This window comes from Acetivibrio sp. MSJd-27 (assembly GCF_018918095.1).
Taxonomy (GTDB): domain Bacteria; phylum Bacillota; class Clostridia; order UMGS1840; family HGM11507; genus HGM11507.
In genome coordinates this window covers 16,144-29,093 of record NZ_JAHLPV010000023.1, presented here as the reverse complement: position 1 = coordinate 29,093, position 12,950 = coordinate 16,144, and the positions used below count along the sequence as shown (strand labels likewise).

At 43.4% G+C, this 12,950-nt stretch carries 12 protein-coding genes; 6 read left to right on the top strand and 6 right to left on the bottom strand.

The window, feature by feature from the left end:
• Positions 1-5: 5 nt before the first annotated feature.
• The 6 genes from KQI32_RS08710 to lnt form a co-directional block, all read right to left on the bottom strand.
• Positions 6-686: a deoxynucleoside kinase gene (locus tag KQI32_RS08710; RefSeq protein ID WP_216424722.1), complete on the bottom strand. Its 681-nt coding sequence runs from the start codon at positions 684-686 to the stop codon at positions 6-8.
• Between the two features lie 13 nt (positions 687-699).
• On the bottom strand, positions 700-1,461 hold the full coding sequence (gene thyX / locus KQI32_RS08705; RefSeq protein ID WP_216424721.1) for an FAD-dependent thymidylate synthase: 762 nt from the start codon (positions 1,459-1,461) through the stop codon (positions 700-702).
• Complete coding sequence (locus KQI32_RS08700; protein ID WP_216424720.1) at positions 1,454-2,194, bottom strand: WecB/TagA/CpsF family glycosyltransferase; 741 nt, start codon at positions 2,192-2,194, stop codon at positions 1,454-1,456. The genes thyX and KQI32_RS08700 overlap by 8 nt, the downstream gene beginning before the upstream one ends.
• Positions 2,195-2,278: 84 nt before the next feature.
• Positions 2,279-3,049, bottom strand: a complete 771-nt coding sequence (locus KQI32_RS08695; RefSeq protein WP_216424719.1) for a YdcF family protein — start codon at positions 3,047-3,049, stop codon at positions 2,279-2,281.
• Complete coding sequence (locus tag KQI32_RS08690; protein ID WP_216424718.1) at positions 3,039-3,626, bottom strand: class I SAM-dependent methyltransferase; 588 nt, start codon at positions 3,624-3,626, stop codon at positions 3,039-3,041. Before KQI32_RS08690 ends, KQI32_RS08695 begins: the two co-directional genes overlap by 11 nt.
• On the bottom strand, positions 3,587-5,155 hold the full coding sequence (lnt, locus tag KQI32_RS08685) for an apolipoprotein N-acyltransferase (protein ID WP_216424717.1): 1,569 nt from the start codon (positions 5,153-5,155) through the stop codon (positions 3,587-3,589). Before lnt ends, KQI32_RS08690 begins: the two co-directional genes overlap by 40 nt.
• Before the next feature lie 330 nt (positions 5,156-5,485).
• Between lnt and KQI32_RS08680 the strand changes: the two genes are divergently transcribed.
• The 6 genes from KQI32_RS08680 (at position 5,486) to KQI32_RS08655 (ending at position 12,813) form a co-directional block, all read left to right on the top strand.
• Complete coding sequence (locus tag KQI32_RS08680) at positions 5,486-5,848, top strand: metalloregulator ArsR/SmtB family transcription factor (RefSeq protein WP_177690596.1); 363 nt, start codon at positions 5,486-5,488, stop codon at positions 5,846-5,848.
• A gap of 13 nt (positions 5,849-5,861) precedes the next feature.
• Positions 5,862-7,928, top strand: a complete 2,067-nt coding sequence (locus KQI32_RS08675; protein WP_216424716.1) for a heavy metal translocating P-type ATPase — start codon at positions 5,862-5,864, stop codon at positions 7,926-7,928.
• A gap of 882 nt (positions 7,929-8,810) precedes the next feature.
• Complete coding sequence (serC, locus tag KQI32_RS08670) at positions 8,811-9,893, top strand: 3-phosphoserine/phosphohydroxythreonine transaminase (RefSeq protein WP_216424715.1); 1,083 nt, start codon at positions 8,811-8,813, stop codon at positions 9,891-9,893.
• Positions 9,894-9,907: 14 nt separating this feature from the next.
• Complete coding sequence (locus tag KQI32_RS08665; protein ID WP_216424714.1) at positions 9,908-11,071, top strand: phosphoglycerate dehydrogenase; 1,164 nt, start codon at positions 9,908-9,910, stop codon at positions 11,069-11,071.
• 17 nt (positions 11,072-11,088) lie between these two features.
• Positions 11,089-11,622 carry a CYTH domain-containing protein gene (locus tag KQI32_RS08660; RefSeq protein ID WP_216424713.1) on the top strand — a complete coding sequence of 178 codons (534 nt, stop codon included), beginning with the start codon at positions 11,089-11,091 and terminating at the stop codon, positions 11,620-11,622.
• Between the two features lie 267 nt (positions 11,623-11,889).
• Positions 11,890-12,813 carry an alpha/beta hydrolase gene (locus KQI32_RS08655; RefSeq protein ID WP_177690604.1) on the top strand — a complete coding sequence of 308 codons (924 nt, stop codon included), beginning with the start codon at positions 11,890-11,892 and terminating at the stop codon, positions 12,811-12,813.
• Positions 12,814-12,950 lie beyond the last annotated feature (137 nt).

Genomic DNA, 12,950 nt, shown 5'->3' with positions numbered 1-12,950 from the left:
AATGATTACACCTCTTTTAATTTACGGTTCACATGCGTCAGAATTTCCTGTTGGATTTCTTCGATTGTCCGCATTTGGTTATCCTCTGTGACGCAGTCTATTTCAATAAACGGATAACGCTGGATCACAAAAAGCGCATTTTGATATGTTTTTTCCAGATAGCGGCTGTCCTTTTCATGGATATCCTTTTCTTCCTGCTTGGTAAATTTGTTGGAACGGCTTTCCATCAGTTTCCGGCTGACTCCGGGAGGAACGTTTAGAAAAAAGGCCAGATCCGGTTGAGGGAGTCCATACAGACGGTATTCAAAATCGGCAAGCCAGTTTAAAAAGACTTCCTTTTCCTCTGGTTTCTCCAGTTTGGAAGCCTGATGCAGCATGTTTGCCGTCACATAACGATCCGCCAAAATGATACAGCCATCCCGGTAATCTTTCTCCCAGTCCTTTTTGAAGCTGGCATAGCGATCCGCCGCAAAAAAGGTGGAAGCGATATAAGGACTCACATCATCTGCGCTTTTGCCGAAGTCACCGTTTAAATACATCTTGACCAAAGCGGAAGAATCACTTTTGTAGTCGGGAAACGAAACTTTTCTAACATTATCATGCACCGTTTTCAAATTTTTATATAATAGATTGGTCTGTGTTTCCTTTCCGCTGGCATCCAGACCTTCAATCACAATCAGCATCATTTCACCTGTTCCATCATAAATTCCGGAAATAATCCATCATTTCCTGTTTTTTTCCGCAGCTCATTTTTCCCTCGGGACAAGGAGCGTTGACACAGCCAGGACCAGCATAGCGGAAGATAGTAGGGGCCGCCTGCTTGACAAGCGCCAGCATTTTGGTAGCCAGCTCACGAATCTCCCACTGTGCACGGCTGCAGCAGCGCAGACGGAAGAAATTCAGAAGGCTGCGCGCGTTCATGGTTACCACCATGGAGGTATCGCAGGCATTGGGCAGAACAAACCGCGCATCCTCAATTGCCATTTTTTCCGCCTTTGATTTTGCGGTTTTCTCGGGAATTCCCTGTGCGGTCAGTTCTTTCAAATGTTTTTCAAACAGAATTTCGGAAAGCTGATCATAAGCTTTCTGATCCGCTTCCATTGTTTTTAAGAATAATGCTTTCGTCTCTTCGTTTTTTTCGATTTCCGGAGGCACCACAAAGCTGAAACTGCCTTCCTTCACATAGCGCTGAGATTTGACCGAAAAGGAGGCAATGCGATGGCGGGTGATTTGGGCAAGCAGAGTTCTGGAAACTCCTTCGATGCCGAACGTGAAGCAAATATGCTCAATGGGACTTTCATGTCCCAGATCCACTAGCATATTTAAGAACTTGTCCACCTTTTCGGGTGTCAGGTTTGCGCCGATTTGCTCAATGGAGGCGTTGGAGTAGCAGAGCTTTGCGGCGGAAGCCACAAGTTTTTCCGGTTCCGGCGTGTGGGACAGCAATGTCACTTTAATCATTTTGATTCCCTCCGTTTTTTCTGGATTGCAATACAGCGAAAGCAAACTTGGGCAGCGCCATCATACGTCCTATCCGGGTGGGATTTGTCGCAATCCGGTAGAACCATTCCAGATGGGTTTTGATGAAAAAGTCCGGGGCGCGTTTTGCCTCGCCGGCAAAAACATTGATGCTTCCACCCAACCCCATCAGAATTTTAGCATGAAATTGATTCCGATATTTCGCAATGAATTTTTCCTGTTTTGGTGCACCGAGACAGACGAATACCACATCGGGTTCTGTTCGGTTAATCTCTTCAATCACTGCAGTCTCATCTTCGAAAAAGCCGTTGCGCGTTCCGACAATCTGCAGATTGGGATACTGTTTCAGAAGGTTATCTCGTGCCTTTTGCGCAACTCCCTCCACACTGCCGAATAAAAATAGCTTGAGCCCTTCCTGCTCCATCACGGGGAGAAAGGCGGAGGCCAGGTCGTATCCGGCGACTCTTTCCTTGATGGGATCCTTTAAAATTTTTCCTGCGTATACAACACCGATGCCATCCGCGGTATTTAAATCGGATGCGTTCAGAATCCCACGGAATTCCGGATCGTTTTTTGCAACATAGAGAATTTCGGAATTAGGGGTGAAAACGGTATGTACCTTGTCCTCCTTTGCCATAGAAGCAAGTTTGCTTACCGCTTCATCCATTGTGAGATTATCGATTCTGACTCCTAAAATTTTCACGTTGTCATTCATTTGCTTTTCCTCCGACGTTATTGCCTTTTATTAAATAGTATATCACAACTGACAGCTCTTTTTCTACCTCTTTCGCTGTTTTTTTCAAATTCCTTCCGCAAACAGATAAAATACGCCTAAAACCTCCCGCATCCAATAGCATGGAACAATTCCCCATGGACCGTCGGAAGAAAGGTGAGCAGCGGTTTTGGAAAAGTCTCTCTTGAGATATACTGCTGCACGGTACTGGTGATAGTTGTCGCTGACAATAACAAAATGGGTGGAAAGCTGATTTTGTTGTGCAACCGACATGGCAAAATTTAAATTTTCCCTTGTCCCTGTCGATCGATCTTCCAGATAAATGCGGGATGGTTCGATTCCTTTTTCCATCAGATAGCGTTTCATGATTTCCGCCTCTGAATACTGTTTTCCCTTTCCGATTCCTCCGGTTACAATACAGTTTGCCTCTGGGCAGCTGCTTAAATATTCCGTCGCTTTATCCAATCGTTTTTGCAGAGACAGGGAAGGTCGGTCACCAATAATCTGGCATCCCAAAACGACAACCGTGTCCCTTGCATTTTCTGAAGAAGGCTGTTTTCCGTAAGCGTACTGAAATAAAATGCCGTTTGCAAAACAGAAAGCGCCAAAAGCCAGAAAGAATAGAATTACAGCAGACACACCTATTTTTCTGTGTTTTTTCAAAAAAAGTGAGATTTGCGCATAAAACCGAAGAAGGAGAAGAAAAGCAATTCCCACTGCATACAGAAACAAAACACCGATATTCCAGATGCCGTAAATGCAGGATGGAACCAAGGCGAAAGACAGACAGAAAAGGCAGAGGAATACTAGGATGCCATGAACTATTTTATGCTTCAACGTCAGAACCCTCCTTTTTCTTCGTGATAAACAAAACAGACGGCGCCGTCTGAGACTGATTTATCATCTCCGTGTGAACGCAGTGAAAACAGCCGGCGTTCAAACCGGAAGCCCAGGGCAGCAGCTGAGATTTTTCCTCCGCCCCTGCCGGATGACCGGGATAGAATACAATGGCAAGGACACCGTCCTTGTTCAGGAGTTTCAAACAGGAGAGAATTGCTTTTTTTGTTTCATCCGTGCAGGTTGTCACACTATGATCGCCGCCTGGAAGATAGCCTAGATTGAAGACGGCTGCCTGTATCTTTTCCTTTATAAATTCCGATATCGCGGAATGGGATACATGCAGGAGAACAGCGTTGTTCCATCCGTTTTTCTGTAACAGGGAAGCCGTGTTTTTAAGAGCTTTTTCCTGAATGTCAAACCCATACACTTTTCCTGTTTCGCCAACCAGTTGACACAACTTTAATGTATCGTTTCCGTTTCCGATCGTGGCATCCACGACACAGTCGCCGGGACGGATATAATGCGCTAATACGCTCAATGCAAACGACGCCGTTTTGACGAGAATATTTTCCATTTTTTCTCCTTTCTGATAAGCAATAGATAAAAAATTCCTGCATAAAGCAGCAGATCGCCTGTTTTTGTATAAAAGGTTTCCCCGGAACAGAGGGATACCTCAGAAACCGTATAGCCTGTGGTGAGCGGATCCAGCGGTTCTGTGACTTCTCCTGCAGGGCTGATAAAGCAGGAGATTCCCGTGTTGGCGGTTCTGGTGATCCAACGACGGTTTTCCACAGCCCGCAATACCGCATGAGCATTGTGCTGGTATACCCCCGCAGAATCTTTAAACCAGGAATCGTTTGTGACAACATTTAAGAGCTGGGCGCCATTTTTCACACTTTCCCGGGCGATATGCGGAAATATAGAATCGAAGCAGACAAGGGATCCAAAGGTTCCGAGCGAAGTAAGGGGGGGTGTGACGCTTTCTCTGCCGGGTTCCAAATCGCTGCCGGCCGCATTGATATCCTTTAACACAGGAAAAAGTTTTCCCAGAACATTACGGAAAGGAAGAAATTCGCCGAAAGGAACCAGCTTTCTTTTTGCATACATGGGAAAGCTTACCATGCCATCGCTTTGAATATAGTAAACACCGTTATAGTCCTTTTTTTCTTGACTGTCATAGTAAAATCCCCCCACGATCAGAGGCGTTTGAAAATCGGCTGCAGTGTTTTGCAGTTTTTCCAGATAGGAGGTATCGTTTAAATCAAGAGGCAGAACGGTTTCCGGCCAAATGACAAGATCCGGCTGTTCCGCCTCCAATACCTGTTTTGTCAATGCTTCGTAGGTTTGGAAAATGGCGGATGCAGTATTGTCAGCCCATTTTTGATTGGAGGATATATTTCCTTGAATCAATGCAATTCTCAGCGTACCGGCCGGTTCGGAAGCCTTGTTGATTTGTATGATACCATAGCAATTATTTAACAGGCACAGCGCAAGAGCCCCAGCCAGTATTTTTTTCTTTCCTTTCCGGAGATTCGTCAGAAAGAAGGCGGCGGAAGCGCTGCAAAAGACGAGAAGGAAAGAGAGGAAAAAAGCGCTGAACAGGGAAGCGGATTGAATGAACGGAAGATTCTGATACTGTGTTAAAGAAAGGCGGCAGAAGGGAAAGCCCAGGATGCCAAGTCCCTGTGCCCACTCCATGAGAATCCAGAGAAAGGAAAGCGTAAAGATGTCACGCCAATCTCCCAAAGACAGCCTGCGGAACAGGAGAAAAAAGAAACCGTGGAACAATCCTTCAAACAGGCTGATCAAAATCCAGCCGGTGAATACAATAAGAAAGCTCACAGGCTTGGAAAAGTCTAAAAAATCAAGAGGATGCAGTTGTAAAAGCCAGTGAAGGACGGCAAGATAAAGCAGAGTACCAAACAGCCATCCATAAAAAAACAGCGTTTTATTTTTCTTTTTGCTCCAAAAGAGCAGCAGAAAAACCGGTACAAGGGAGATATAAGCAAGCCAGGAAAGAGCAGGGAAAAGGAAAGAAAGTGCTGTTAAGACAGCCGAAGCTGTAATCAGCGATATTTCCTTCCAGTTCTGCTTTGCTTTCACGATATATGTCTCCTTTTATTTCGTATTGAGTCTATATTCTTCCGTATTCGCACTCCAGATATATTTCTTTTTTACATTGGGGGCAAAAATATTATGAAATCGGCGCAAGGTATAAATGAGAATTCGTGGTTACAATAATTACATTTTATCATTTGTATATTCATGTTTAAATTATTTCCTCACTGTCTATCTTTAATCATATCACACTCGACAATAAAAAAAAAGCAAAAAAATATATGAATATTTGTTCAAGTGTTGACAATTAAAAAGAGCCGTGGTAAACTATAAACAAATGAACGGTTGTTCATATATTAAAATAGGAGGGATACGATGAAAAAAGAAATTGAGAAATGTACAAATACCGTCATTCACCAGGAAGTAATTGATGAAGTGAGTAAAAAAATGCCGGAGGAAGAAGATTTATATGATTTGGCAGAGCTGTTTAAAGTCTTCGGGGATAGTACGCGGATGCGGATTATTGCGGCACTGCTGGAAGAGCAAATGTGTGTCTGTGATATTTCCTGCCTGCTTAACATGACGCAGTCTGCGATATCCCATCAGCTCCGAATTTTAAAAAATACCAATCTAGTGAAAGCCACTAAGGTTGGAAAGGTAGTATACTATTCCTTAAAGGATTCCCATGTGGGACAGATTTTCCATATCGGTCTGGAGCATATCAAAGAAAAACAGTGAGGAGGCTTGACCTATGAAAAAGAAGTATTATATCAGAAATCTGGACTGCGGCCATTGTGCCGGGAAGATTGAAGAGCGGCTGAACCAGATGGAGGAGTTAAGCAGCGTAAAACTCGATTTTATTCAAAAGACGCTTACGGTGGAGACCGAGAAAAGCGAAAAATATATATTGCCCCGCATAAACAGGGAGGCAAAGAAGTTGGAAGCGGATGTGGAAATTTACGCACGGGAGAAACCGGAGGAAGAGAAATCCGGATGGCTTGCATATCTGCCGTTTGGATTAGGGATTCTTCTTTTTGCAGCCACCTTCTTTCTGCCGGAGGATATCCAGTTGGCCGGCTTTCTTGTCAGTTTTTTGATGATTGGATATAAAGTGCTTTTGAAATCTTTAAAAAACATTCGCCGCGGACAGATTTTTGACGAAAATTTTCTGATGAGTATCGCTACGGTTGGCGCATTCGTGATCGGAGAATACGCCGAAGGCGTCGCAGTCATGATTTTTTATAACATAGGTGAATTTTTTCAGGATTTGGCGGTGGAACGTTCCAGAAAATCCATCACGGATTTGATGGATATCAAGCCGGATTATGCAAATCTGATAACAGAGGGCGGAGAAAAAAAGACGGATCCTGGGCAGGTGCACATCGGCGACAGGATACTCGTAAAACCCGGAGAAAAGATTCCGCTGGACGGTATTGTGCTGGAGGGACAGTCAACACTGGATAAAAAGGCACTGACCGGGGAGAGCGTGCCGGAGGAAACGGCAAAAGGAAGCGAAGTATTGTCCGGTTCGATCAATCTAAACGGACTTTTGAAAATAGAAGTCACCAAGGAATTCAAGGATTCCACTGTATCCAAAATTTTAAATTTGGTGGAGAACGCATCAGGAAACAAGTCCAGAACAGAACACTTTATCACGAAGTTTGCAAAGGTTTATACACCTTTCGTGATTCTCGCTGCAGCCTTGCTATCGTTGGTACCCCCACTGTTCAGCGGTTTTGGAAATTTTGATTCCTGGCTGTACCGCGGGCTTACCTTTCTAGTTATCTCGTGCCCTTGTGCCCTTGTCATTTCCATTCCGCTTGGTTTTTTTGGAGGGATCGGCGGGGCATCGCGTAACGGTATTTTGATCAAAGGAAGCAATTATCTGGAAGGCTTGAATGATGTGAACACCATTGTATTCGATAAGACGGGTACTCTGACAAAGGGTAGCTTTGAAGTGAGACAGATTCAAAGTGAAAGTGGTTTCAGCGAGAAAGAAGTACTCCGCTATGCGGCATACTGTGAAAGTTTTTCCAATCATCCGATTGCACTTTCCATTCAGAAGGCATACGGTGCGGAGGTGGATAAAGATACAGTCAACTCTTATGAAGAAATAGCAGGACACGGAACGCGTATTGAATGGAACGGAGAAAAAGTCCTGGCGGGAAATCGTAAATTGATGGAAAAAGAAAAGATCTGTTTCCCACAGACAGACACTGCGGATACCGTAGTCTATGTTGCTGTAGACGGTAAGTTGGCGGGAAGGCTCTTGATTGCAGATAAAATAAAAGCGGATACCAAACAGGCAATTGAAAAACTGAAGAAGAGCGGAATTCGAAAAACCGTTATGTTAACCGGTGACAGCCGGAAAGTAGCCGAGACAGTGGGAAGAGAAGTGGGAATCGATGAGATCAAAAGCGAACTTCTCCCTCAGGATAAAGTACGGTTTCTTCAGGAAATTATGCAGAAAAATACTACTGGAAAAACCGCTTTTGTGGGGGATGGTATCAACGATGCGCCGGTGCTGAAGATAGCCGATATCGGGTTTGCTATGGGCGGCGTAGGAAGCGACGCGGCGATCGAAGCGAGCGATATCGTTCTGATGACGGATGAACTTTCTAAAATAGCGGTTGCAAAGCGCATTGCAGCAAAAACCAGAAAGGTAGTCACTCAAAATATCTCCTTTGCCCTTGGAATTAAGGCACTTATCCTGATTCTTACCGTTTTTGGATTGGGAAACATGTGGGAGGCTGTCTTCGCAGATGTGGGGGTGTCCCTGCTGGCCGTCTTGAATGCGCTGAGATGTTTGCGGGTTTGAATTAAATAAAAACAGATAGCCATTTGAATAAGTATAGGCATCCCCGGCTTTATTGATTGGATGAAGCCGGGGTTTTTATGTTCCGAAACTCATTATTCAGTAAAGTGAAATATCGTTCTTATAACTGCGGGCAAGATGTCCCACGCCTCTTAAGGCGGCGGGGTCCATATCCGCAATCAGCGGGAGTGCAATCTCTCGCTGATCGCGGCACGGCTATGCAGTGCCCTTGTCCTCGTTGAATGACGGGGCAAGCCCTTATTGAAGGTGAATAACAATCTATGCAAAGAAAATATCGGTTCAACGGGATGAGAGAATTCCTTTGAAGGAGAATTTATGAGTGTTGTCAGTGACAGATAAACCATATTGCAGGGCAGCAGACGGCTCCAGCCGCATATTTTTTGATGTTTATTTTGTGAATTTTTTACCACAACGCACAGGCGTAAGAGATGGAATACAAACATTGAAGTATTTCGAAGCGTTTAAGTTTTAAGAAGAAAAAAGATTTGAAATTATCCCCAGACAGGGGAAAAGGAAGCCATGTTGGCTTCCTTTTTTGTGGGATTTATTTGTATGCACCGGAGCTCCCGCTCCGGAAAGGGGGGATAAGAAATAAAAGGGGTTATTTCTTATAAAAGGGTTTTATTAAGGGATTTTTATAAAAGCTCTTGTAAGAACCTTTACACTTCGTATTATAGTGTTCATATATGAGGAATTCATGAATGGATTATGAATATTTTATTAACATAAACAAGAATCTCGTCGAAATCCCGGAATGCTGGGAAAAGCTGATTTTTCCGAATCAATCATTGACGAAAGGGGAAATGTGTAGTATAATTAATAGTAAATTTTTCTTTCAAAAATAATATAAAGGGGATTTGTTCTATGCAAAGAGTATTTAATTTTTCAGCAGGACCGTCCATGCTTCCCGAGGAAGTTCTGAAAACTGCGGCGGGTGAAATGACCTGTTATGGTCAAACCGGCATGTCCGTTATGGAAATGAGTCACCGCTCCAAAGATTATCAGGCTATCATTGACCGGGCGTCCGAGCTTTTTTATGAGTTGATGGATATCCCCAGTAACTATAAAGTGCTTTTTTTACAGGGTGGCGCTTCCACGCAGTTTGCGATGATTCCGCTGAATCTATATTCTGAAAAGAAAAAAGCAGACTTTGTAATCACCGGGCAGTGGGCAAAAAAAGCATATCAGGAAGCAAAACGCTATGGAAACGCAAGAATTGTTGCCTCCAGTGATGACAAGACGTTTTCCTATATCCCGAAGCTTACAAAGGATATGTTTGATCCGGATGCGGACTATGTACATATCACATTGAATAACACGATTTACGGTACAAAGTATAACCAATTGCCGGATGTCGGTGATGTCCCGCTGGTTGCAGATATCTCCTCCTGTATTCTCTCTGAGAAGCTGGATGTCAGCAAATTTGGACTACTCTATGCCGGAGCACAGAAAAATATTGGCCCTGCCGGATTAACGGTCGTAATAATCCGTGAGGATTTGATCGGCAAAGCATTGGATATCACTCCTACCATGCTGAACTATCAGACACATGCAGACAACGGCTCTATGTACAACACCCCTCCGACCTACTCTATCTATATCTGTAAGCTGGTTCTGGAATGGCTCAAAGGCATCGGCGGTGTGGAAGCAATTGAAAAAATCAACCGGGAAAAAGCAGCGGTACTGTATGATTATCTGGACGCTTCCGCTATGTTCAAAGGAACCGTTGTAAAAGAAGACCGCTCCTTGATGAATGTACCTTTCATTACGGGGAATGATGACTTAAATGCGAAATTTATCAAAGAGGCAACCGAAAACGGCTTTGTCAACTTGAAAGGACACCGGACAGTGGGCGGTATGCGCGCCAGCATTTATAATGCAATGCCTGCAGAAGGCGTAGAAGCTTTGGTTGCATTTATGAAAAAATTTGAAAATGAAAATAAATAGGAAGGTGATTTACCTTGTATAATATTTTGACATTAAACAAAATCTCTCATGTTGGATTATCAAAATTAGATCAGACAAAATATGCGATTTCTGACAACACGGAAACGCCGGATGGTATTTTATTAAGAAGCTTTAACATGCATGACTACGATATGCCCGAATCTCTCTTGGCAATCGGCCGTGCAGGCGCAGGTGTAAACAATATTCCTCTCGATAAATGTACGGAAAAGGGAATCGTGGTTTTCAATACACCTGGAGCGAATGCAAATGCGGTGAAAGAATTGGTCATTGCGGCTCTTTTGCTTTCCTCCCGTAATATTGTCGGCGGAATCGACTGGGCTAAGGAATTGGTTTCTTCTGATACGGTCGAAAAAGATGTTGAGAAGGGGAAAAGCGCTTTTGTCGGTCCTGAAATCGCGGGAAAAACTTTGGGGGTTGTCGGCTTAGGGGCAATTGGTGTTCTGGTCGCAAATGCAGCGGAGGCGCTTGGTATGAATGTGATTGGGTATGATCCATATATTTCAATTGACGCTGCATGGGGGCTTTCCACAAATGTCAAACGTGCGATCAACCGCAATGAGATCTTTGAAAACTGTGATTATATTACATTGCATGTTCCGCTGACAAAAGAAACAGAAAAGATGGTTAGCTCCGTCGCTTTGGAAACCATGAAAGACGGCGTACGGATTATCAACTGTTCGCGGGCGGATCTGGTGGATGCGGATGCAATGAAATCCGCGCTTGACAGTGAAAAGGTTGCCTGCTACGTCACAGATTTTCCGAATAAAGCGCTTTTGAATTATAAGAATGTGATTTCTATTCCGCATTTAGGAGCTTCTACACCGGAATCGGAAGAGAACTGTGCTGTGATGGCGGTTCGTGAAATCAAAGAGTACATTGAACGCGGCAATATCACCAATTCCGTCAATTTCCCATCCGTTCAGCTTCCAAAGACCTCTCAATCCAGAATCACGATCATGCATAAAAATATTCCTAATATGTTAAGCCAGATTTCCAATGAATTTGCAAAGAATGATTTGAATATTGACAACATGATGAATAAGAGCAAAAATGATGTGGCTTACACCATTGTGGATGTCGATTCAGAAGTAAATGGCAATGTCATTGAATCCCTGTCAAAAATAGATGGAATCATCCGGGTGCGGCTGATTCAATAATGATAGAAGATCATTCTATGAAAAGACACTTTCGGGTGTCTTTTTTCATCTCATTCAGGCAATACTATGAAAAAGAAAGCGGTGAAAAAATGGCTCTTGAAATTGAAAGGAAGTTTATCGTAAATACGTTTGATGAATCTCTGGCAACCGGGGAAATTCATATTATCCAGGGCTATATTAAAACGGCCTTTAAAGGGGTTGTGAGAGTGCGAACCTGGAATGAAAAAGCCTATCTGACAATCAAATACCGCTTAAACAGGCTGACGCGGGAAGAATTTGAATATGAGATTCCTTTTAAGGACGCGTTAAAGCTTTTAAAAAACGCCTGTTACTGCACATTGGATAAAACAAGATTTCTTTATCCTTACCAGAATAAAATTTGGGAGATCGATCGGTTTAACGACAGGGATTTGATTTTAGCGGAGGTTGAAATGGTCAGTGAGGAGGAGAAAGTTGCGATTCCGTCTTTCATCGAGAGGGAAGTGACAGACGACCCTCGCTATTCCAATAACGCCCTTTGCAGTAACGGAGGAGTACCGGAAATACGATAAACGGAAATTCCAAAAAGGTAAATTTCCGTATAAGAGGAATTTAATTGACATTTTTTAGAGAGAGTGCTATACTACCCTTATACCCTGATATTGAAATAGTCACAGTTTCAATGGAAGGATTTTTGTTTCTCAATCAATTATTTTCGGGAAGGAGCTGCTTATAAAAGGCGGCTCCTTTCATTTTGCTGTTCTGCAGAAAGATGTTGTGAAGCAAGCAGAAGTATGGTATACTGATTTTAATTTCAGAAAGAAAAGAGGCGGTGGTATATGGCATTGAACAAGGCGATGCTGACAGTTTTAAAAGCCGTATCCTATGCGGATATCAATGTAAAGAAAAATTACAAGTTGGAACGGCAGTTGGTCAATCTTACCCACCGCCGTTATATTAAACAGTTGGCTTATCAATTCTGGGATCACAAAGTAAAGGTTGACGATCATGAAGTGCCGGTGCGTCTTTATCCGGCCCCCCAATCGGTGAATGATTCTCTTCTTATCTTTTATCATGGTGGAGGATGGGTGACGGGTAATATTGATAGCTATGATAAAGTTTGCGCAAACCTTGCGAAAGCTACCAATAGTACCGTGATATCTGTGGATTATAGACTTGCGCCGGAATACAAATTTCCCTGTGCATTGGAGGACTGCTATGCGATTGCCAGAGATGTTTTTTTAGATGACGCATTGTTTGATATACCAAAAGAAAGAATTGCTTTGATCGGCGACAGCGCAGGGGGAAATCTCGCTGCAGCCGTCAGCCTGATGGCTCGGGATAGGGGGGAGTTTCTGCCCCAAAAGCAAATTTTGCTTTATCCTTCCACCTACAATGACCATACAGAGCATTCTCCCTATGAATCTATACGGACAAACGGAAAAGACTATTTTTTGACGTCCAAGCGCATACGAGATTATATGGAGCTGTATATCAGTAAGCCCGAGGATTTTTATAATCCTTATTTTGCTCCCCTTTTATCCAAGGATCTCTCAAATCAGCCTAATACTTTGATTATAACAGCGGAATATGACCCGCTTCGCGATGAAGGCGAGGACTATGGGGAGAGGCTGAAGGAATTCGGGAATCGAGTAAAAAACATAAGAATGAAGGATTCTCTCCACGGATTTATCACATTGCCTCCGGTTTTCCAGCAGGTGAGAACCGCTTATGAGCAGATTGCAGATTTTTTGAAAAAATAGGCTTGGCGATGAGAGAAAAGCAGATTTTTCAGATCCGGTTACCAAAAGAGATGCCAGCCTTACCCCGCCAATTACAAATCAATTGATTGGGGAAGGCTGGCATTTTCTCAGTTATACCATAGAAAATTGCACGGAAT